The sequence below is a fragment of the Vallitalea okinawensis genome (assembly GCF_002964605.1).
GTDB lineage: Bacteria > Bacillota > Clostridia > Lachnospirales > PQDH01 > Vallitalea_A > Vallitalea_A okinawensis.
This window is the reverse complement of record NZ_PQDH01000002.1, coordinates 675,800-697,048: the sequence shown is the minus strand read 5'-3', so window position 1 is coordinate 697,048 and position 21,249 is coordinate 675,800. Positions and strand designations below refer to the sequence as shown.

General features: G+C 34.6%; 20 protein-coding genes and 1 pseudogene. 14 read left to right on the top strand and 7 right to left on the bottom strand.

Features of this window, described 5'->3' with window-relative positions:
- Positions 1-17 precede the first annotated feature (17 nt).
- From C1Y58_RS08155 to C1Y58_RS08140, 4 genes are all read left to right on the top strand, one after another.
- Entirely contained in the window at positions 18-1,448 is a 1,431-nt protein-coding gene (locus C1Y58_RS08155; RefSeq protein WP_170311553.1) for a S1C family serine protease, read from the top strand.
- A 138-nt stretch (positions 1,449-1,586) separates the two neighbouring features.
- The gene (locus tag C1Y58_RS08150) at positions 1,587-2,138 is read left to right on the top strand and encodes a hypothetical protein (protein ID WP_105615518.1); all 552 of its coding nucleotides are present in this window, start codon (positions 1,587-1,589) and stop codon (positions 2,136-2,138) included.
- Positions 2,139-2,254: 116 nt separating this feature from the next.
- Positions 2,255-3,196, top strand: coding sequence for a 3'-5' exoribonuclease YhaM family protein (locus tag C1Y58_RS08145; RefSeq protein ID WP_105615517.1), 942 nt, complete (start codon positions 2,255-2,257; stop codon positions 3,194-3,196).
- Positions 3,197-3,442: 246 nt separating this feature from the next.
- Positions 3,443-3,679 carry a hypothetical protein gene (locus C1Y58_RS08140; RefSeq protein ID WP_105615516.1) on the top strand — a complete coding sequence of 79 codons (237 nt, stop codon included), beginning with the start codon at positions 3,443-3,445 and terminating at the stop codon, positions 3,677-3,679.
- A 75-nt stretch (positions 3,680-3,754) separates the two neighbouring features.
- On the opposite strand, the gene C1Y58_RS08135 is transcribed toward C1Y58_RS08140, so the two are convergent.
- Entirely contained in the window at positions 3,755-4,573 is an 819-nt protein-coding gene (locus C1Y58_RS08135; RefSeq protein ID WP_105615515.1) for a helix-turn-helix domain-containing protein, read from the bottom strand.
- Positions 4,574-4,694: 121 nt separating this feature from the next.
- On the opposite strand from C1Y58_RS08135, the gene C1Y58_RS08130 reads away from it, so the two are divergent.
- Together C1Y58_RS08130 and C1Y58_RS08125 are read left to right on the top strand one after the other, a co-directional pair.
- Positions 4,695-5,519 carry a sugar phosphate isomerase/epimerase family protein gene (locus C1Y58_RS08130; protein WP_105615514.1) on the top strand — a complete coding sequence of 275 codons (825 nt, stop codon included), beginning with the start codon at positions 4,695-4,697 and terminating at the stop codon, positions 5,517-5,519.
- Between the two features lie 16 nt (positions 5,520-5,535).
- On the top strand, positions 5,536-6,690 hold the full coding sequence (locus tag C1Y58_RS08125; protein WP_105615513.1) for a Gfo/Idh/MocA family protein: 1,155 nt from the start codon (positions 5,536-5,538) through the stop codon (positions 6,688-6,690).
- Between the two features lie 72 nt (positions 6,691-6,762).
- Here C1Y58_RS08125 and C1Y58_RS26395 read toward each other — a convergent pair whose 3' ends face one another.
- Positions 6,763-6,930, bottom strand: coding sequence for a hypothetical protein (locus tag C1Y58_RS26395; RefSeq protein ID WP_157950016.1), 168 nt, complete (start codon positions 6,928-6,930; stop codon positions 6,763-6,765).
- A complete protein-coding gene (locus tag C1Y58_RS08120; RefSeq protein ID WP_105615512.1) occupies positions 6,927-7,805 on the bottom strand; it encodes a hypothetical protein in 879 nt (292 codons plus the stop codon). The genes C1Y58_RS26395 and C1Y58_RS08120 overlap by 4 nt, the downstream gene beginning before the upstream one ends.
- 99 nt (positions 7,806-7,904) lie before the next feature.
- On the opposite strand from C1Y58_RS08120, the gene rlmD reads away from it, so the two are divergent.
- Entirely contained in the window at positions 7,905-9,278 is a 1,374-nt protein-coding gene (gene rlmD / locus C1Y58_RS08115) for a 23S rRNA (uracil(1939)-C(5))-methyltransferase RlmD (protein WP_170311552.1), read from the top strand.
- 145 nt (positions 9,279-9,423) lie between these two features.
- The gene (locus tag C1Y58_RS08110; RefSeq protein WP_105615511.1) at positions 9,424-9,780 is read left to right on the top strand and encodes a DUF2200 domain-containing protein; all 357 of its coding nucleotides are present in this window, start codon (positions 9,424-9,426) and stop codon (positions 9,778-9,780) included.
- 302 nt (positions 9,781-10,082) lie between these two features.
- Here the strand turns inward: C1Y58_RS08110 and C1Y58_RS08105 are convergent, their stop codons facing one another.
- Both C1Y58_RS08105 and C1Y58_RS08100 read right to left on the bottom strand, forming a co-directional pair.
- Entirely contained in the window at positions 10,083-11,024 is a 942-nt protein-coding gene (locus tag C1Y58_RS08105; RefSeq protein ID WP_105615510.1) for an alpha/beta fold hydrolase, read from the bottom strand.
- Positions 11,025-11,122: 98 nt separating this feature from the next.
- Positions 11,123-12,082, bottom strand: coding sequence for a helix-turn-helix transcriptional regulator (locus C1Y58_RS08100; RefSeq protein ID WP_278286086.1), 960 nt, complete (start codon positions 12,080-12,082; stop codon positions 11,123-11,125).
- Between the two features lie 1,233 nt (positions 12,083-13,315).
- Between C1Y58_RS08100 and C1Y58_RS08095 the strand changes: the two genes are divergently transcribed.
- On the top strand, positions 13,316-14,227 hold the full coding sequence (locus C1Y58_RS08095; protein ID WP_105615508.1) for a helix-turn-helix transcriptional regulator: 912 nt from the start codon (positions 13,316-13,318) through the stop codon (positions 14,225-14,227).
- A 65-nt stretch (positions 14,228-14,292) separates the two neighbouring features.
- Positions 14,293-15,093, top strand: coding sequence for an alpha/beta hydrolase (locus C1Y58_RS08090; protein WP_157950015.1), 801 nt, complete (start codon positions 14,293-14,295; stop codon positions 15,091-15,093).
- A gap of 278 nt (positions 15,094-15,371) precedes the next feature.
- Here the strand turns inward: C1Y58_RS08090 and C1Y58_RS08085 are convergent, their stop codons facing one another.
- Entirely contained in the window at positions 15,372-16,871 is a 1,500-nt protein-coding gene (locus C1Y58_RS08085; RefSeq protein ID WP_105615506.1) for a phytoene desaturase family protein, read from the bottom strand.
- Positions 16,871-17,446, bottom strand: a complete 576-nt coding sequence (locus tag C1Y58_RS08080) for a TetR/AcrR family transcriptional regulator (protein WP_105615505.1) — start codon at positions 17,444-17,446, stop codon at positions 16,871-16,873. Before C1Y58_RS08080 ends, C1Y58_RS08085 begins: the two co-directional genes overlap by 1 nt.
- Positions 17,447-17,585: 139 nt before the next feature.
- Between C1Y58_RS08080 and C1Y58_RS08075 the strand changes: the two are divergent.
- The 4 genes and pseudogenes from C1Y58_RS08075 to C1Y58_RS08060 all read left to right on the top strand — a co-directional run.
- Positions 17,586-17,768 (top strand): annotated as a pseudogene (locus tag C1Y58_RS08075) (recombinase family protein); the annotation flags it as partial.
- Positions 17,769-18,016: 248 nt separating this feature from the next.
- Positions 18,017-18,997: a helix-turn-helix domain-containing protein gene (locus tag C1Y58_RS08070; protein WP_105615504.1), complete on the top strand. Its 981-nt coding sequence runs from the start codon at positions 18,017-18,019 to the stop codon at positions 18,995-18,997.
- Positions 18,998-19,146: 149 nt separating this feature from the next.
- Complete coding sequence (locus tag C1Y58_RS08065; protein ID WP_105615503.1) at positions 19,147-19,623, top strand: pyridoxamine 5'-phosphate oxidase family protein; 477 nt, start codon at positions 19,147-19,149, stop codon at positions 19,621-19,623.
- Between the two features lie 128 nt (positions 19,624-19,751).
- The gene (locus tag C1Y58_RS08060; RefSeq protein ID WP_105615502.1) at positions 19,752-20,873 is read left to right on the top strand and encodes a hypothetical protein; all 1,122 of its coding nucleotides are present in this window, start codon (positions 19,752-19,754) and stop codon (positions 20,871-20,873) included.
- Positions 20,874-21,249 lie beyond the last annotated feature (376 nt).

Genomic DNA, 21,249 nt, shown 5'->3' with positions numbered 1-21,249 from the left:
TAAAAGGAGGTAGCATGATGGATCAAAATGAAAATAATTCAAATCATGATACTAATCAATCAAATAATGAGCAGGATGTTATTCAGCTAGGAAATTCTTCTTCAGACCAAGAACAAAAAAGTGATAATATTTATTCTAGCCAAAGTTATAATCAGTGGTCAACACATACTGTTAATCAATATAATGACCAAAAACAAGAAACTTATGAACAGAAAGCAGATAACCCTACAGATACTTTCAATGTAAATTTTGATAACAAGGGACCTTGTTTCAGCAGTAGAAATGATGGAGGTAACGGTGGGAGTAAGAAGAAAAGAAAGACTTGGAAAGTAGTAGCTGCAATTTTTTTAGGTGTTTTCTTATTATCAGGTGTCATTGGAACATCAGTTTACGCAGGTTATACCTTAGCAGATTATTTTGAGGGATCTATTGAAGATGTAAATGAAGATTTAGCTAAGAATAATACTATTGATTTAACCAATAAGACTGATCCGGTAGCATCACAAAACACAGTTTTGACGGTACCTGAAATTGCAGAAAAAGTTGGACCTTCTGTAGTATCGATCAATACCAAAACAAAAGTTAATAATGGATATATGCCCTTCTATGGTGAAGGCGCTGGATCAGGATTTATATTTGAAGAGAATGAAGACGTTTATTATATAGCTACAAATAACCATGTCATTGAAGGAGCTTCTGAAATATCATTAACAATTAATGGTGAAGTGGTCAATGCATATCTTCAGGGAACAGACCCGATGACAGATCTAGCTGTACTTTATATCATTAAATCTGAATTACCTGCAAGTCTATCTAATTACATTAAAGTTTCCCAATTAGGGGAATCCGATGATTTAGTTGTAGGTGAATTAGCTGTAGCCATAGGTAATCCACTAGGATTAGGTGAAACAGTAACTGTTGGTGTGGTGAGTGCTATTAATCGTCAGATAGAAACGGAATCTGGTCAATTTACTCTTATACAGACAGATGCGGCTATTAACCCAGGTAACAGTGGTGGGGCCCTAGTGAGTGGTTATGGTGAAATAATTGGTATCAATACACTTAAAATTGGTGAGACTGATGTTGAAGGTATAGGATTTGCTATTCCAATAGCAATTGCTGAACCAGTCTTATACGATATCATTGAGAATGGAAGTATCCAAAGACCATTTATCGGCATTTATGGTCAAGATGTAACAGGCGAACTATCAAGTTTATATGGTTTACCCGTTGGAGTATTTATCATTGATGTCATTCCTGGTGGACCAGCAGAACAAGTTGGTTTGCAACAAGCAGACGTCATCGTTAGTTTAAATGACCAAATGATAAAGAATATGAGTGATTTAAAGAGTAGTATTGAAAGTTATGAAGTTGGTGACCAAGTAACCATTAAATATATTCGAGATGGTAGAGCATTACAAGTGAGTTTAACACTGCAAGGACAATAGTCAATCAAGCGTATAGTAGGGACATATGAAGCCTATTATACGCTTTTTATTTCATAATAATACCATTGATTCAGATTGACCTTCTCATGTAAAATAAGAGAGACGCAACAGAATAAAACTAGAAGGAAGGGGATAGCGGTGCTAAGTGCTAAAGCGATTACAACATTATCAGCCCTAGCTATTTCTGGTGTCATCATAGGAAGTGTTGCTTGGGAAGGTCAAGAGGATTTAACGAAAACCAAAAGTGTCATGAATGAAATGTATGATAAAATCATGACTCAAGAAAAGTCGATAGATAACCTCGTTAATGGAATTGAAGTTATTAAGGAAACAGCCAATGGTGAAATCGAGAAATTAGAAATTAAGCTAGAAGAAGAAGAGAATGAAAATCTGCAATTAGCAGATGAGAATAAAAATCTATCACAAGCTAATAACGAATTGGATAAAGCGAATCAAAAGTTAGAAAAAGATAATGAAAATTTAGTAGCTGAGAATGAGCAACTCAACCAAAACCAAGATGAACTTGAAAATGAAAACAAAAGTTTAATTGAATATGTTGGTGAGTTAGAAAAAGATCTTCTCCAGGCAAATAAGCAAGCAGAAGACCTAGGGGATTTCGCAGAAAAGATGGAAGAAGACTTAGAGGGTATTGGTGATGAAGTTATTAAACCTGATACCTCATTAAACTAAATAGACTATGCAATTAATTATGAAACCCCGAAAGGGGTTTTTTTCTTTGAATCCTCGACGTCTGGCGATTTTTATTGTATAATGAGTGAGATGAGGAATTAGAAAGGGAGTAGAATATGCAGTATATTGCAGATTTTAAAGAAGGTGACAGAGTAGTTGAACATTTTTTATGTAAACAAAAATCTGTACTTAAAACTAGAGGCGGTAAATCCTATTATTCGTTAGTATTGCAGGATAAAACGGGAACAGTTGATGCTAAGGTATGGGATTTAAGCGATCAAATACACGATTTTGATACACACGATTATATTAAAATAGATGCTATGGTAGTGACATTCCAAAATGATTACCAACTCAACGTAAAGAAAATACGTCGTAGTACAGAAGGAGAATATGATCCTAAAGATTATATCCCAGTTAGTAATAAAGATATTGATGAAATGTATGAAAGTCTAAAAAAATATGTCCATAGTGTAAAAAACAAGTTCATTAAGAATTTATTAGTGGGCATATTCATTGATGATGAAGCTTTTATTAAGAAATTCAAGTTTCATAGTGCAGCAAAGAATATACACCATGGTTATATGGGTGGGTTATTAGAGCATACCTTATCTGTAGTTGAGATCTGTGAATTTTTATCTGGAAGATATTATTTTGTTGAGAGAGATCTTCTTATTGCCGGGGCAATGTTACACGATATAGGAAAGGTTCATGAATTATCACCATTACCACTTAATGAGTACACCGATGAAGGTCAACTAACTGGTCATATTATTATTGGTCTTGAATACATTATTGAAAAAATGAGTGAAATCAAGGATTTCCCTAAAGAGATAGCAACATTGATTAAACATATGGTCCTTTCTCATCATGGGGAGTTGGAGTACGGTTCGCCTAAGGTACCTCAAACGATTGAGGCTATGATTATCCATTGTGCTGATAATATGGATGCCAAAGTGAAGTGTTTCGAAGAAACCATCATGGAAGATACAACTGAAGGTATGTGGACAAATTATCACCGTATGCTGCAAAGAAACATACGACGAACAAATATATAACAAATGAATTAATCTATCAATTAGGAACTATAGCCGAGAGCTATGGTTCTTTTTTCATGGTATAAGAAAGTACTGCGTTTTGCTCGCAAGGAATTATACTTTCCTATCTCCAGTTTAAACGTGGCGTTAGCCACTTTTGCACTGTATTACTTTTGTTCCGCTTAAATTTTTTAAAGCATATAATAGAGTAGAAATGAAGTGAAGAGTTGGTCAAGCTAACTTTTTCATGTTAAAGGAGCTAAGTGTATGGGAAGAAGAAAGCGTCCTAAGAGATGGAATCGTCGTCATTATAATCCCGAGTTATATGAAAAACCTCCTAGTGATTCTCAAGAAGAGTCAATGCTGTTACAAGAAGAGCCAGAACCAGAACACGGTCTCTCATTTTATGCTACAAGAAAATTTACATCACCATCAATAAATATATCACCTGAAGAAAGATTAAGACGAAAGATTCAATGTAGATGTATGATGGAAGGCTCATAAAAAATGGTTGTTTAAAACGCGCCCCTTATAATTAACTAATTATAAGGGGCGTATAATCTTTTCTGTAAGTTTAAATTAGAACTCTTTATTTTGAATCTTTATTCCATATAAATTCTTTTTTCTAAAATCAGTAGGTGTCAGCTCTGTTTGTTTAATAAATGCTCTATTAAATGTCCGTATAGTGTTAAATCCAACCAGATATGCTATTTCAGTAATCGATTTGTCTTCAGACAATAAATGTCCGCATGCTTCTGATATTCGAAGTGCATTAATATAATCACTAAACCCTATATTTATTTTTTTCTTTAATAAATGTGATACATAATACTTACTTACATGTAAAGACTCTGAAATAGTATCTAAAGATAAATCTTTTGCATAATTTTCAGAACAGTAAACTAAAATATTTTGAAGCATTGATAAATTAGATGTTTTAATGGATTTGAGTTTCATTATTTTTAAGAGTTCTGCAAAAAATACTAGTAAATATCCTTTTATTTGTAAGTCTTTGAATTCATGATTTGACTCATATACCTCAGCTGCGGAAGATAAAAAAGAATATAAGCAAGGATATTTGTATGCATTTTTAATGACTTGATTATCAGGAATGTAATTCTGAAAAATATGTTTCATTTCTTTAAATAGATCAGGTGAAAAGATGAAAATTAGATATTTTTCTGGACCTTTACTTGAATATTGATGGACCTGGTTAGGAAAAGAGACAAAGATCTCACCTTTTTTCAGTAAAGCTTTATTACCATCAACATTGGTAACAGTTTCACCTTCAAGCATATAGATGAGCTCAATATGGTTATGAAGATGTGGTGCAAAGTCTAAACTATTTCCATAGTGTATAAATAAATCCTTATCTTTGTTTTCATAAAAAGCAACCATAACATCTTCCTCTATTCTGAACAATATATGTCTGATAAATACCCTGTTTTGACTTGTATTATAGCATATAGTGTCTTATAATACAATCAACAATATAGGATTATGGTAAGGGGGAAAAAATATGAGTTTATCAATAGGAGTACAACTATACACTTTAAGAGATGAGATGGAAAAAGATTTTAAAGGTACACTAGAAAAGGTTAAAGAATTAGGCTATGAAGGTGTTGAGTTTGCTGGTCTGTTTGGGAAGGAAGGAAAAGAAGTTAAAGAAATTCTTAAGGATCTTTCATTAAAAGCAGTATCAGCTCACGTCCCTTTAGCGGAATTACTAAAAGACCCGGACAAAGTCTTAAAGACATATAAAGATATAGGGTTAGAGTATATAGCAATTCCTTATTTACCAGAAGAGGATAGACCACATGCTGGTAATTTTGATCATACCCTTAAAAATATTGCTTTTGCTTGTGAAAAAGCCAAAGAATACGGTTTGACAATGCTCTATCATAATCATGATTTTGAGTTTGATGTAGTTGACGGAGAGTATTATCTGGATACAATTTATAAAACTATCTCTGCAGACTTACTACAAGCAGAAATTGATACATGCTGGGTTAATGTTGCAGGTCTAGATCCATCAGAATATATAATGAAATATAAAGATAGAGCACCTGTTGTACACTTAAAAGATTTTGTTATGAAGGGTAGAGCCAAAAAAGAAAATTTATATGAATTAATAGGAATAGATAAGAATGCACAGCAGAGTAAAGAGGAATTTGCATTTCGTCCTGTAGGGTATGGGTTTCAAGATTTCAAGCAGATTATTGAAGCTAGTAAGCAAGCTGGTGCCAAGTGGGTAATAGTAGAACAAGATAGACCAGCAACAGGTCAAAGTCCTCTTGAATCTGTTGAACTAAGCATTCAATATCTAAAAGGATTAAGACTGTAATTATGGAGGTATTATAATGGCGAGTAATGATTTATTAAATAAGTTTAAAGAATCTAATTCTAACATGAAGGAAAGAGACATCAATAAAAAATTAAAAGTAGGTATAATCGGCACAGGGTGGATTGCAGAATACCATTTAATCGCATATAAGAATATGCCAGATGTTGAAGTAGTAGCTGGTGCAGATTTAGTAGATGGAAAAGCAAAAAAGTTCTTTGAAGATAATAACCTTGAAGGGGTAAATTGCTATCATAGTCATAAAGAAATGCTAGAGAATGAAGAGTTAGACGCAGTTAGTGTATGTACATATAATGCAACTCATGCAGAGTGTACAATTGACGCTCTTAAGAAAGGTGTTCATGTTTTACTTGAAAAACCAATGTGTGTAACACTGGATGAGGCAATTGAAATAATGAAAGTAGAGAAAGAAAGTGGCAAAGTACTTTCTATCGGATTCCAGCCACGTCTTGATGAGAATATGAAAATGATCAAGAAGATCGTTGATTCAGGAGAACTTGGAGAAATATATTATATTCAAACTGGTGGAGGAAGAAGAAGAGGTATACCAACTCCTTTTGGAACTTCATTTATAGAAAAAGAAACTGCGGGGCTTGGAGCACTTGGAGACATTGGATGTTATTCCCTTGATATGGTATTGAATGCAATTGGTTATCCAAAGCCATTAACTGTAACGGGCTATAAATCTGATTTCTTTGGCAAAAGCAAAGAATATTCAAATAAACCGGAGTATGCAGATATCTTTGGAGTAGATGATTTTGCAGCTGCATTTGTACGCTTAGAAGGTGGCATTGTTTTAGATTTTAGAATAGCATGGGCAATGCATCCAGATACAACAGGTGATACGATTCTATTTGGTAAAAAAGGAGCACTTCGTATTCCATCAACTGAATGTTGGAACGGATCCGTTGGTGGTGCTATGACCTTATATCATGATGTTGCAGGAGAGCAAACAGAAACTAAAATACCTATTTTAAAGACAGAAGAAGATTTATTTGACCTGAAAATAAGATCTTTCTTAGATGCCATTATAGACGAAACTCAAGCTCCAGTACCAACAAGTCAAATACTGTATAATCAAGCCATCATTGATGGTATATCTAAATCATCAGACCTTGGTAAAGAAATTGAGATTGATATACCAGTAATCTAATAGCAAATCCAATAATGAATATAACAAAAGGCTTATTTCAAAATAAAATAAGCCTTTTTTGAATATCATCAGTTATTTACGAGCTGTTTTTATATTAGCCATAGATCGTTTAGCGAGTACCTCTTCATATTTTTCATCCAGTAATGACTTTTCTTTTGTGAAATTAATTTTTTCAAATGGGAAGCCATTTTCGTCATAAAGTTCTTTTAAATTTTCTATTTCTGCTAATGATAATTTCAATTGGAACTCCCCTTTCTATTTAATATTGCAATAACAAGATTCCACAGTTTAACTTCAAATTCACTAAGTACTGTTACTATAATATATGAATCTAAGCTACTAAAGATGTCATTTTGAGTCTCGAATATTAAGATATACTCTTCATTAAAGATACTGTTATAAGGGATGATAAGGCGTTTGAAGGATTTATTTAAACAAGGTTTTTTACCATTTATTCTTTTTTTAAGTTCTTTTATCTCATCATCACTGAGCTTATAAGTATTGCAAACACGTTCTAAGCAATCTCTTTTTATTAATTTAAATGATATCTCTTGCTGTTGTAGGTTACAAAACTCTTCTACTTGGGATTTTAGAACCTCTTCATAATCCCATTCGTCATAACCCAATATCATATTCTGAATCTCAGTCTCTTGTTGGTTAATCACAGTTACCTGATCTTTCAATATGTAATAAAGAGATGCAATTTTACTCAATGTGATATCATCTTGACGTTTAAAAGTATCGATAAGGACTTGGTCTTGTAACTTATCTTCGCTGAACTCAAGTCCACCTTTACCTAGTAACTTAATTCTTCTTGGATCAATGATACAATAGTCAACAATGAGAACAATAATAAAAAATAAAATGATCATAAAGATATCCCCAGCTATCTGATCATCAAGATAATTGTTAGTAAAAGATACATGAGATAAGCTGGGGATAAATACAAGTATAAACATACAGATTGAATAGTATAGACCACGTATTTTTTTAATCAAAATATCTGTAATGATTTTAATGCGGAACAAGATGATTGAATAGATGACCAACATGAGAGGAAGGATTAATAGAAACCAGTTCTGCCCCAGAAAGCTTGCGAATTTGGATAATAACATTAGACCACCTCTTGACCACTTGACACAAAATAAGACTAGTACTTATAATGTTAAAAGGTTACAATATATTTATGATTGTATGTGAAGGACTGAGAAGATATGAAGAAAGATAGAAATATACCTGTTGAAAAGAATAAACATTATGTAATGCAGGTTGAAGATATAGGTGTAAATGGCGAGGGAATTGGTAAGGTAAAAGGATATACCCTTTTTGTTGAAGGTGCTTTGCCAGGTGAAGAAGTAGAAGTGCGTGCAGTAAAAGTAAAGAAAAACTTTGGATATGGTAAGTTATTAAAGATTATTCGATCTTCAGAACATCGTAAAGAGCCAAGCTGTGCTATTGCAAAAAGATGTGGAGGTTGTCAGCTGCAACATCTATCTTATGAAGGACAACTACAATATAAGACGAAGAAAGTACAAGATATCATGGAGCGGATAGGGGGACTAAAAGATATAAAGGTTTTACCTACTCTTGGTATGGATGAACCTTACCACTATCGTAATAAGGCTCAATTTCCTGTTGGCAAAACAGAGGATTTAAATATTGGCTTTTATGCTAGGAGAAGCCACGATATTATCAATACAGATGAATGTGAAATTGGTCACCCAATTAATAAAGAGATTATTAGGGTTATTAAAGGGTTTATCAAAGCATTTGATATATCAGTCTATGATGAAGTTAAGCATAGAGGTCTCATCCGCCATATCGTTACACGCACATCCCATCATACAGGTGAAATCATGGCTTGTATCGTTATTAATGGAAGAAGTCTGCCTAATACTGTAACACTCATTGAAGCATTAAAGGCTATTGAGGGTGTAGCTGGTATCTGTCTTAATTATAACCAAGAGAAGACAAATGTGATTTTGGGTAAAGAGATTAAGATGCTTTGGGGCAAAGAGAAAATAGTAGATTATATTGGTGATCTTAAATTTGAAATATCACCCTTATCTTTTTTTCAAGTAAACCCTATTCAGACAGAAGTACTTTATAATAGAGCTTTGGAGTATGCCGGATTAACTGGAGAAGAAGTTGTATGGGATGCTTATTGCGGGATAGGTACCATTTCCCTCTTCTTAGCACAAAAAGCTAAGCAGGTATATGGCGTGGAAATAGTAGAACCAGCTATTAAAGATGCAAGGAATAATGCAGACATAAATGGCATTACTAATGCAGAATTTTTTGTTGGAAAGGCAGAAGTCATCATACCAGAAAAGTATGTTGAAGGTATTAAGGCAGACGTCATCGTTGTAGATCCACCACGTAAAGGATGCGATGGAAAACTGCTGAACACCTTAGTGGAAATGGCACCAAAGCGTATTGTCTATGTCTCCTGTGACCCAGCAACCTTAGCAAGAGACTTGAAATATCTTGTTGAACATGGATTTGAGGTTGATCAAGTACAACCTGTTGATATGTTTCCCCATACCACTCATGTGGAGACTGTTGTGAAACTAAACCTAACATTATAAATAATAATAGTATCTAATTTCAAGTTCTAAGCGAAAGCTTCTCAGAACTTTTTATGCTCTAAAGAAATATTACTAAATTTAACTGTGTGATATAATATTAGTATCTATATGTAACTAGATAGTTATGAATGGAGGTAATATCAGGATGTTAAAAGAGAAAATACACAAAATGAGCTTTGCAAAAATTTATCCATTATATGTAAATAAGGCAGAGAGAAAAGGTAGAACAAAATCTGAAGTTGATGAGATCATGCGTTGGCTGACAGGTTATAGTCAAAAGGAAATAGAAGCGCATATAGAAATGCAAACGGATTTAGAGACTTTCATTGAGGAGGCTATCAACTTCAACCCTCTTAGTTCTCTAATTAGAGGTGTTGTTTGTGGCGTAAGAGTGGAAGATGTTGAAGATCCAATCATACAAAAAATTCGATTTCTAGATAAACTTATTGATGAGTTGGCAAGAGGAAAATCAATGGAAAAGATATTACGTAAACAAAAATAGATGTATTTTTTTGATGTTTGGTGAATAATCAGTACCTCTGATTCAAAGGACTATATGAGAGAGAGCAAAAGAGATAGGATTTGATTTAAAATCAGATACCTATCTCTTTTGTTTTAGGAGAAAAACACCAAATCAAAAGGAAGTATAAATATCCACCCAAAACAAAGAGCGGCATCAAATGATGTAGACCAAGTAAGCTTGTATGCCCAATAATTATCCTGAAATAGCCCAACCAAATTTCGCTAGCCTCATCTTGATGTTCTTCTAGCCAATAGTTAAACTTTTCTCGGTTGTTGAAAAAATTACATCTCCCATTGTTTCAACCATTTTAAAATGGCTTGGTTTGTTTCTACTGGCTTTTCTTGCTGGATCCAATGACCACAATCTAGATTTACCACTTCAACATTGGGCACGAACTCTGTTAATTTTTCAGATTTCGGGATCCCATCCCGGGCACCATAGATCATCAGTGTGGGTTGTTGGATGATAGGGTTCACGTCCGCCAATAAGTGCCAGTTGCGATCAAGGTTTCTATACCAATTTATACTCCCGGTGAACCCTGATGATTCGAAAGCAGAAACAAAAACGGCCAGTTCGCTGTCACTCATTATGGGTTCACCGAAAGGTGTTTCTTCTCTGGCGAGATTGATCAACGCCATACCCGGCTGAGGCTCTCTTAATGGCTCATTCTTTCGGTACAAGTTGCGAAGAAACTGGGATGTATTTTCTTTGAATACAGCGTCTGCGACGCCTGTCTGTCGATTGAAGTGGACAAAATAGTAGTCGCCGCCTAATATTTCTTCCATGAACTCGATCCAGGGTCTTTCTCCTCGCTCTTGGTAAGGTAAGCTCAGGTTTATCACTTTATTTACACGGTTTGGATGCAATAAGGTCAGTCCCCAAACGACAAATGCACCCCAATCATGACCGACAAAGATAGCATCTTCGTATCCGAAGTGATCGAGAAGTGCGATGAGATCACCCGACAAGTGTTCAATGTCATATTCGGTTACATCAGTCGGACTGGATGAGTTGCCATAACCCCGTTGGTTTGGGACGATGACATGGTAGCCTGCTTCGACAAGTACGGGCACCTGATAGCGCCAAGAAAAAGCATGTTCTGGCCAACCGTGACAAAGTACAATAGGTTTTCCAACATTTTGTCGGCCTGCTTCAAAAACTTCGAGTTCTACACCGTTGACTGAAATAAGGGTAGGCTCGGGAAAAACAGTTTTATTAATCATTATATTACCTCCTATACTAACTGCAATAAAAAAACGGTTACAATCAGCATTATAGTATAGTGGTGTGACACCAATATGTCAGGTTTGAAAATATAGTTTTATTGATATTTTTCATGCATCGATTTTATTCTAGATGCAACAGCTCGGCGTACCCTTTCAGGACCTAACACTTCAACGTGTTCGCCAAAACTGAAGATCAATGAGTAATACCATTCCTTCTCTGGAAATTGTGCAGTCACAATCAGTTCACCTGTGTTTAGAATTTCAATATTTTCTTTGTCAAAAATATCTTCAACTCGAGTCCTCACCTGAGGTACGAATTTTAATGTAATGCTGGTCAAAGAGACCTGCTTCTTTGATGCTTCTTCAATTTCTTGATATGACTTTTCTCTACGCTTAAATAGTACATCTTCAATCTGCAAGTCAATAATGCGTGAAATCCTGAATACCCTGAATTCTGTTTTTAAGTGACAATAGCCAAAAAGGTACCATGTATAACCTTTAAAGATTAATGACATTGGTTCTATCTGCCTTTTACTTGTTTCGTTTGCATAGTTTCTATATATAATTGTAATCAATTGTGATTGAGTGATAGCATTCCGGATGTTTTTGACCAGCTGTTTCTGCTTTGAGGAGTATACCCATGGCTCCGTACCAATTATGATTTGCTCCATATGCAGGTTAAGATGATGCGTTTTATCCTGTGGAATAAGATTTCGCAGTTTTTCTATGGATGATTCAAGCTCAACATCCTCAAGAGTTGAGTTAATACCTTTAAGTGCTGAAATTATGGAACACAAATTGTTTAGTGTCAGCAACTGATGGTTTAATTTATAATTCTCCATAATACCAAAACCACCATTATTCCCAGGGTATGATATAATTGGAATACCAGCCATATTAATAGCTTCAATGTCCCTGTAAACCGTTCGAACTGAAACTCCAAACTTTTCCGCAAGTTCTTTTGCCGATATTCGACTTCTATTAAGTAATATAACAATGATTGTCAGCATACGGTCTATTTTCATATTCTTCTCCTTAACATATGTTTGGCATATTCTAGAGTATTTCCTAATAATATTTAGCTATTTCAGTCTAACATAGCATCTAAAATAATGAATGTCAAGAAGAGTTAACAAGAAATTTATTTGACTAACAATAAATTATATACTACGATTTTGCTGCATACAGTTACATTAGAAATAAGTATCCATAGTGAAGATTCAAATATTCCATCTGCGGTGATTGAAGAAAGCGATAGCAGAGCCCTTTTGATAATAAAGTTACTTGATGAAAAGAAAAAGAGTATGACTTGACAATGGATAAGGTTGATTCCTTTATAGACAATTTTTTGCATCATCACAGTACTCTATTATTTCATCTCTTATGGCATCTGCATTAAGTATTGTATGGTCAATTCTATCATTTATACTCATTCTATCACCTCTCATAAAAATTACTTTTATCTATTTTTCTGGTTACATAACATTCCTAATCTGGTTCTTAGCAAATATAACTTGTAGGCGTTCCTATTTAGCGCTGCATATAATGCTAGTATTATCAATAAATTGGGTATAGATTAGAAAATAAGTTAAGTAAACTTGTAGAATTAAATATTGATGGTACTAGAAATGTTTGATAGAGAAATATTTGAGAATGTTATCGACAAAGTAATCATTGGAAAAGTTGATGAGTCAGGTATTAGAAATCCTTATTCAGTAACTTTTTTAAAAAAACAGGTTTACGATTAGTGGTGGACTGTACTGTAAAAAAGCCTGATGGAATACATGGTATCAGCGAAATAGCTGTGTTTACAAGGGATTCATAGGATTTTAAGTTTATAAATGATGGGTGTGATTTTAAGAATAAAGTGCCCATTGGAGAGCTTGAAATTATCATTGTAGTGCTCACTTAACTAAATATAGACATGTCAACATACAGTACCTCTGATTCGAAGGACTATATGAGAGAGAGCAAAAGAGATAGGATTTGATTTAAAATCAGATACCTATCTCTTTTGGTATAGGAGAAAAAACATCAAAATCGACCGAAGGGAGATATGAAGAAGAGTGAAGTGATAGCTGTAGCAAGTCAAAAAGGTTGCTCTGCAAAAAAACAATGTACAGAAACGTAGCGACGATTTTATTGTATATGATACAATTAACTTAGGATTATATAGAGTGAACCGTATCACAGTGATGAATAATTAGATTTTACATTGTATTTTATTAATAATAGTAATCAATTAACATAAGTTCTTTAAAACTTATGTAGGAGTAAAAGGAGGAGTTATGAAAGTATATAGATTATTATCTATTTTAACAACTTTACTAAATAATGATCTTGTATCAGCAAAAGATTTAGCTGATAAGAATGAAGTTTCAATTAAAACAATTCAAAGAGACATAGAAACATTGAATATGGCTGGAATACCCGTTTTCTCTGAAAAAGGGATGAGAGGTGGATACGGAATACTAGATTCATATAAATTTGATACAAAACTTTTATCAAGTTTTGAAGTAGGCGTCTTAAATTCTATTTTAGATGGATTAAGAAATATCTATGATAATAAGCAATTAGAAGTATTATGGGAGAAATTTGAGTATGCATTAAACTCTGAGCCGAATAATGATAGAGTTCCAATGAAAATTGATTTATCTCCATGGAATCATGATGAATCTGTTTCACTAAAAGTAAAAACTTTATCTGATGCAATTAAGAATAAATTATTACTTAACATTGAGTATTGTAATATAGAAGGAATATCATCAAAAAGACAAATAGAACCTTATGGCTTAAAAATGAAGAGTGGTAGGTGGTATTTAAATGCCTATTGTCTAAATAGGAATGAGTTTCGAGTTTTTAAAGTCAATAGAATCGTTGGATTAGAAATCACAAAACAACATTTTATTGAGAAGGATTATAATGAATTTGACAATAAAAAAATGAGAAGTAATGATAGTGAGAAAAAAATTCTAAAATTCACTAATAGATCATATCCGAAGGTAGTAGATATTTTTAGTGATGATGAGATAAGCATATTAAATGAGGAATATATTACTGTAACTACATTTCTTAGAAATGATGCGTGGCTACTATCAATGATTCTATCTTTTGGGAATCAAGTGGAGGTTATAGAACCTGAGTCACTCATGATTGATGTAAAAAAAATGATAAGAAAAATGAATAATATATATAAATAGGACATACTAGATGTCCTATTTTTTATTCTAGAATAATGAGGATTAAAAAAATAAGGAGAGGTATTATGAATAATAAAAAAAGTTTATTTTTAGAGAAAAAAGGTTTGAAATTACACTATAAAATTATGGGAGAAGGGAAACCCATTATATTATTGAATCCAGCATTTGCAGATTTAAGAATATGGAACAATGTGGAAGAGAGTTTATCGAAGAAATATAAGGTTATACAGTTTGACTTTAGATATACTGGTAAAACGGAACAGGATAACTCAAATTATAGTTTGTTCGAGGATTTGAATTATTTAATTGATGAACTTGGGTTAATTAAAGTGAATCTAATTGGTCTTTCCGCAGGGGGTCACACAGCACTAGAATACGTAATTCAATATCCTGAAAAAGTAGATAAATTATTTATTATTTCAACTGGATTGTTTGGAGTAAATGAAGATGAAAACAAGGTTGTACGTATAAAGGAATTTCAATCTGAGTTATATTCAGGAAATGTGGAAGAAGCAGCCAGAATATGGACTAAAACTTGGCTAGTGGGAGAAAAGAGAAGTAATAAAGATATTTCTTCAGATAAGCTTGATTTGTTTAAAAATATAACTAAGCAGAATCTTTTAAATGGTGCTAACTATAAAATGCCAGATTTTATCAATCCACCTGTTAATGTACAATTAAACGAAATAGATAACGAAGTTTATCATTTAGTTGGATCTTTTGATTATGAAGATGTATATAATTCAAGTAAAGTTTTTAAAGACAAAATAAATAATTATAAAGAGGAGCAAGTTAAGTCTGCACATATAATCCCACTGGAGTTGCCAGAGTTTTTGGTTGATAGAATAGTAGGGTTCATCAATTAGAGTCTCTTTACATCATAATAAAAGATATCTAAGTCAGTGGACTTGCTTGATACAATCGAGAGAGCATTTATTAATAAGAACAATAAGGATAAAAGATAAGCAACTTCGGCTATATGTATCCCACCAAGCCCTTGAGAGGCCATAGGTAAGGTTGATGAAGATGGTACGTAGGAATACGTCTATTAGCAGTAGATTTTGAGCGTTGTTTATGTAAATTTAGATAGCAAAATGCCCTAGATTCAGTTTGATGAATCTAGGGTTGTAAGTGTTTAGTAACTTTAAACACCTATAAACGGTTTTTTTAGTTTCTTGCAAAGCCGCATGATTGTGTCTTTTCCAGTAATCAGCGCTACGGGGAGTCCACCTGGTGGTTGTAGCCACTGCCCGCTTAAGACTATGTTATTTAAACCTTTTATGTGACCGTTATGAACCAATGGCTTTCCGGGAATGGTAGGCCAAAAACCCATGAAGGCACCGCGGTAGGCGTTGCAATATCGTTCGTAGGTTTGTGGGGTGGCCACATCAAGTAATTTGAGCTTTCCTTTCATGTATGGGAAACGAGTTTCCATTGCCTGAATTACTGCTTCGCCTATTCGAACTTTCTCCCGGGAGTAAGCTTCCCTGTCTTTTACCAAAGCTTCCCACTCATCTAATTCCGGCTGGAATTGATTAATGGCGAAGGTTATCACGGTATGATCCTTCGGAGCAAAGTCTGGCTCGTAATCATAATGGGTCATTTGCAGATGTTCTACTGGCTTCTGGTTTTGATTGATACACAGTGACTCAACAGGGAATTTAAGGGTACGAGGAATATCTTCCATTATACCCTCATACCCAATTCCAATATAGATGTTTGAGGCCAAAGGATAGTGTTGAAAATTATTGTACCTTTTCTGAAACTCTGGATCTGGATATTGTCCCTTTAGCAACCGCTCATATAGTACTTGGGCATCACAGGCCGCAATAACATAATCGGCTTCAAAGGATTTTCCACTTTTACATTTGATACGCCGTACTGCATCTTTCTCGATATCTAAATCCACCACTTCACAGGAGGGTTTAATGGTTCCACCAAGAGAGAGATATCTTTCCACCATGCGCATGGCTAGGGCCTTAGAACCTCCTTTAGGAATGGAAGACTGCCCCCCGGTAAAGGTACCAAGAGGAAAAATAACTGAGGAAGCACTATAATCTCCTTCAGGCATAAAAGAAGCTATGGCTTCTCTCAATGCTGGGTGTTTGAATTTTTTGGAAAGTTCCTGTACACTGATCTTGTCATATTTTTGCATGACCAACCCAACATCCTTCATTGATAGGAGATGCTTTATCTTTGCAATGATATTCATCATATCCATTGGTTTTTCAACTGGAAGGGAAAAGGATTGCAAATGCTGAATGTCCTTGCATAACTCCTCTATGGCATCTTTATCTTCCGGCGATATCTCCAGCCAGCTTGACTTGATTCTATCAATATCACGATAGAAGTGTACAGTAACGCCGTCGTGTTCTATAGCCATAAAGCTCTCGGGGTCATAAATATCCACTCCATCCAAAGCACCTACAGTTTCCCAAAGCTTTTTGATTGGAGTTCCATCCTTTGTGCCTACTAACCAATGTATACAGCCATCGATGTGATAACCCTGACGATCCCAGCCCGTACACTCTCCACCTAAAGTATGGTGTTTCTCAAGAATAATGCTGTCAAAGCCATTTTTTTGGGCAAAAATACCTGCACTTAATCCAGCCACTCCTCCACCAATAATAACTATCTTTTTCATTACGAATGCTCCTTTCGTTTTAATTGTTGCGCTATCAATATGTCATTTCCCACTTCCATAAGCAACTCGTCAAATTCTTGATTATCCAGCCATGAGGGCACATGACCATTGGCGATCATGACCGACAGACCCATTTGAAATACCCGCATTTTTAACAACAACCTCTTACGTTCCTCAAGAGTCCAACCCTGCATAGCCTCATCTTCTGCAAGGGACTCAATCATAGAATTCTCTACTGTTTCATACGAAGCCATATATGGATTTGGCTGTATCGACAATTCCCGAAATAATACCGGATACTTTCGGGCAAAAGCCAAGCTGGCTTTCCCAATGTTTTCAAACAGACTTTGTCCCTTTTGTTTTGCAAGCAGTTCTTCCGATATGGCAAAAACTCGCTGAACCACAGCCTCTACCAAATCTTCTATAGTAGAAAAATTGACATAGATAGGAGCAACGGAAGAGTGAAGCTGATTCGCCACGTTGCGGGCAGTGATTCCGGAAAAGCCCTTTTCTTTAGCGATCTCTAAAGCTGCATCTACAATAGCATTTTTATCAAATTTCGTTTTTGGTGGCATACCAATCATCCTTTACATTACACTGTATTATATAACTTAAGTTATATAATACAGTGTAATGGTTTGCATGTCAAGTATCGCTGTTGGTCTTGATAAGACCATACCTATCTGATTGCAGCGATTGTGTATGGGATTTTCTCAAAGAATGTTTAACGATGCCCTTGATGGCAAAATAGATATGATTATCACAAAGATAATATCTAGATTTGCTAGGAATACTTTGAAATATGTATGTTTATTAAAGAAAAAGAACGTAGCCATTATGTTTGATAAAGAAAATATCAATACATTGACAATTAATGGTGAAATGCTCTTAGTCATCTGGTATAATTGAAGAAGATAATTTGTCTACTTACGCAACAGACGTGTACCTATGCCCCTAACAAGGCATGTGGAGACAGTTGTGGTGTTAGAGAAGAAATAGCTTGTATATAAGGGAACTATTTAATGGATGTGAGATGTTCACTATCTAATAATCTTGCAGAAAATAGCATTACCCTCTTGACTCTTCCTTTGGGTAAGCCTTTATATTAAGTTTATCATTATAATTTAGAAGAGGGGTCGAGACAGGTGAACAACCTAATCAAAATCAAAGAAGTGTCAAGCAAATATGACATAACAGCCCGTACACTGCGTTATTATGAGGACATGGGATTGCTGTCTAGCACCCGAAGTGATGACTACGCATATAGAATGTACGACAATAACGCTATTAGGCGGCTTGAACAAATACTAATTTTACGCAAGCTAAATATCAGTATAAAAGACATTCAACGAGTTTTCAATACTTCTGGTTCCGATGTAGTTCTAGAAGTGCTGGGGAAAAAAGTACAAAAAATAGACGACGAGGTTTCGCTTTTGCATGAGTTGAAGGAAATCGTGCTGGATTTTATACACGAAATCGAACAAGTGAACTTTGCAGATAACTCCGATATAAAACTGCTGTATAACAAGGCTAAAGAGATTGAAACACATTTGATAAGTACTGACTATATTGGCAAGCCCTCCAATATAAACCGCTTGATTAAAGTTACTGAAAAATTAGATAAAAAAATTCCTGATATAATGGTTGTCAGGATACCGGGATTCAAAGCGGTAACGTGCGGTGACCAACCGTGGGGGGAAATGTTCAAAGAAGGCGGATATATGTATCAATTGTGGCAGTATTATCATTTGTATAAGAGTGTGATTTTCGATTGTGTTGATTTTTTGATTACTAAAAATGACAAAGCTGAATGGATATGTGCCGTTAAAGATGGTGTCACCAATGCGGATGTAAGCCCTTTTAAATTATTCGACTTTCCGGGCGGCATATACGCTATGGCAGTCAGTATAGACGAAGATAACGAGAGTATACATAAAGTGGAAGAAAAAGTTGGCCGATGGATTGAAAACACAAATTTCGAGCTTGACAAAGGCCGCAATGTTATGTTCAATATGCCTTATATATATGAAGAGGGAAGAGATATTGCTTATAAAGACATAGAAAAGGGACTTGGCTATAAACAGATGCAAAGATATTTTCCTATAAAGCTGAAAGATGATATGTAAGCACGTTGACACTTTATCACTGAAGTAAATAAAGGTGTCAAGGTTTTGAAGCTCACATTGTTTTTGCAATTTTGCCTAGTATGGAAAGATGTAGAATCTACAGCTTGACTTACTATAAAGGAAAAAAAATAATATTGGAGGAATTTAAAATGAGCAAATATGACGATGCAATCAAACTAATGGAAGAGCGTTGCGGAAACGGTAAAGAAGTAGTTATTGCCCTTGCGACAATATCATTATCTGCGAACGCTGCCGGTAATCCCCGTCCTGCTGCCCGTATGGTTTGCGCTTATTATGAAGACGGTGTATTTTATGTTTCCACGGACGCAACAAAAAATAAAAGCTTGCAAATTGAGAAGAACAACGAAGTTTCTGTCTGCGGGTTGGATTGGTTTGCTTCCCAGGGCATAGCTGAAAATCTCGGTTGGGTCAAGGACGAGAAGAATGCGGAAATCTTAGCGATGTTCAAAAAAGTCTTCGGATGGTTCGAATATGTAGGCGACGAGGACAATCCCAACTCTATCGTTATGCGAATCACCCTCACAGAAGGTACCATCATTGACAATGAAAAAAAATATGGTGAACAGAAGTATGAAATTGATTTTATTAATAAAGTTGTAAAATAAAGGGTGTACAGGCTTAATTTATTAAGCTATAAACTTATTATACGAGAGAAGAATGAAAGAATTTAATATTGGCGAGGCAATGCCATTCGGCGATTATTACTGGCGCATACTTAAAAGGAGAATTATTTATGGAAATAACAATGGGGGACATGGCAAAATTCTTGAAACAACTCATACCAGTCAATATTCCTGAAACATATACAATTAAATCTATGTTTAGAAACATTTCAGATGAAGAGGACATACGAAGCGGCGTCCTTGCTTTCAGAGATTTCCTATATCGATTTTGTGATTGCTTAATCGATGACAACAGTTTATGTGACATACCTAAAAAAGGCAAAAAAAAGTTTTCAGACGAAACAACTTTTACAGTGGAGTTTCCATTCATGAACAACATTAGAAGTATATTATTAAACATAGGTCAGCATGGTATATTATCTGAGACAGGTGATTCACTGTTGGTTAATGGTTGGGAAAAACTTAGTCTTAAAAGATCTCTTAATAAAAATTCAACTACAAAAATTTCTGTTCCGCAGATGATTAAAAGCATGCGATTTCTGACTGAATGCGGTATTAATTTTGATGGCATTGACTTAAGTATGAAAAAACCTGATATATCAAAAATTGAGGCAGTAGAAGTTACATATCCCGATTATCCGATTATGCTAACAGGTTGGAAGGTTTTGGGTATTGCCCAGAATGAGCTATCATCCCGTAAAAATGACGATATTTTACTCCGATGCGATTACAGAGTGTTGAAAAACGAGGAAACAGAAGTCGCCTCTATTTTGAAAGACTATGTCTATCCACTGTCTGCACCTTTGCAAGAATTCGTCTTAAAATTACATCAACATTATTTGGATTCGGGAATGAAATGCAATGTAGATCTAAGATTTTTATGCGTTCATTTTATCTACACGTATAAAGGCAAAGCAATATGGAGGTTTTCGACATCTTTACATAACGGTTACCGTATCATCCTTAAGACTAAAAACACCTCAACATATACCCATGTAACTGAGAAGTTCCCAGATTATTTGCAGGAGAAGATCTCTAAAGGATATGGATGTGACAGAAAGAATGGTAGTGGTCACGGAAACTGTCAAAAAGGTTGTGAAGGATTCCGTTTTGCTCTGGATGAATCATTACTTGATATAAGCCAGGAATTACAGTTATGGCTAGATAGCGAGCTGGCAAGCATGCAAAAAAAGAAGAATGGTCAGAAAATACCTCACGGTACTGAGGTGTGAGTAATAATAAACTAATTGATTGTAAAAATCTCAGTATATCTGTAAAAAACTAAAGGTCTAAACCCCGTAGCTTGCTGCGGGGTTTTTAACATGAATCTTTTATTTTAGAGCTAAAGGAGTATAAAGAAAAAAGTCAAAGGTACTACTGGTATAGATGCATGTACCACATTATTGTTTGTTCTTTTTTTATGGTTTCTTTAGTCTGTTGTGGGGATTTAGTTGCATATATTATTCAATTAATAAATACATATCTATCTAAAAAAATTCAATTTTTAATATTTTATTATCTTATATTCAGTATATTTTAATAAAAAAACATAGTTATTAGTATTACTTTTCTTTGTAAAGTTTATTTTCAGTTTATTTTCTTATGTTA

Bases quoted from the DNA above. Each gene is read 5' to 3' on its own strand.
- C1Y58_RS08155 (WP_170311553.1), top strand. From the start codon at position 18: ATGGATCAAAATGAAAATAATTCAAATCATGATACTAATCAATCAAAT.
- C1Y58_RS08145 (WP_105615517.1), top strand. From the start codon at position 2,255: ATGCAGTATATTGCAGATTTTAAAGAAGGTGACAGAGTAGTTGAACAT.
- C1Y58_RS08140 (WP_105615516.1), top strand. From the start codon at position 3,443: ATGGGAAGAAGAAAGCGTCCTAAGAGATGGAATCGTCGTCATTATAAT.
- C1Y58_RS08135 (WP_105615515.1), bottom strand. From the start codon at position 4,573: ATGGTTGCTTTTTATGAAAACAAAGATAAGGATTTATTTATACACTAT.
- C1Y58_RS08130 (WP_105615514.1), top strand. From the start codon at position 4,695: ATGAGTTTATCAATAGGAGTACAACTATACACTTTAAGAGATGAGATG.
- C1Y58_RS08125 (WP_105615513.1), top strand. From the start codon at position 5,536: ATGGCGAGTAATGATTTATTAAATAAGTTTAAAGAATCTAATTCTAAC.
- C1Y58_RS08120 (WP_105615512.1), bottom strand. From the start codon at position 7,805: ATGTTATTATCCAAATTCGCAAGCTTTCTGGGGCAGAACTGGTTTCTA.
- rlmD (WP_170311552.1), top strand. From the start codon at position 7,905: ATGAAGAAAGATAGAAATATACCTGTTGAAAAGAATAAACATTATGTA.
- C1Y58_RS08110 (WP_105615511.1), top strand. From the start codon at position 9,424: ATGTTAAAAGAGAAAATACACAAAATGAGCTTTGCAAAAATTTATCCA.
- C1Y58_RS08105 (WP_105615510.1), bottom strand. From the start codon at position 11,024: ATGATTAATAAAACTGTTTTTCCCGAGCCTACCCTTATTTCAGTCAAC.
- C1Y58_RS08095 (WP_105615508.1), top strand. From the start codon at position 13,316: ATGAAAGTATATAGATTATTATCTATTTTAACAACTTTACTAAATAAT.
- C1Y58_RS08090 (WP_157950015.1), top strand. From the start codon at position 14,293: ATGAATAATAAAAAAAGTTTATTTTTAGAGAAAAAAGGTTTGAAATTA.
- C1Y58_RS08085 (WP_105615506.1), bottom strand. From the start codon at position 16,871: ATGAAAAAGATAGTTATTATTGGTGGAGGAGTGGCTGGATTAAGTGCA.
- C1Y58_RS08080 (WP_105615505.1), bottom strand. From the start codon at position 17,446: ATGCCACCAAAAACGAAATTTGATAAAAATGCTATTGTAGATGCAGCT.
- C1Y58_RS08065 (WP_105615503.1), top strand. From the start codon at position 19,147: ATGAGCAAATATGACGATGCAATCAAACTAATGGAAGAGCGTTGCGGA.
- C1Y58_RS08060 (WP_105615502.1), top strand. From the start codon at position 19,752: ATGGAAATAACAATGGGGGACATGGCAAAATTCTTGAAACAACTCATA.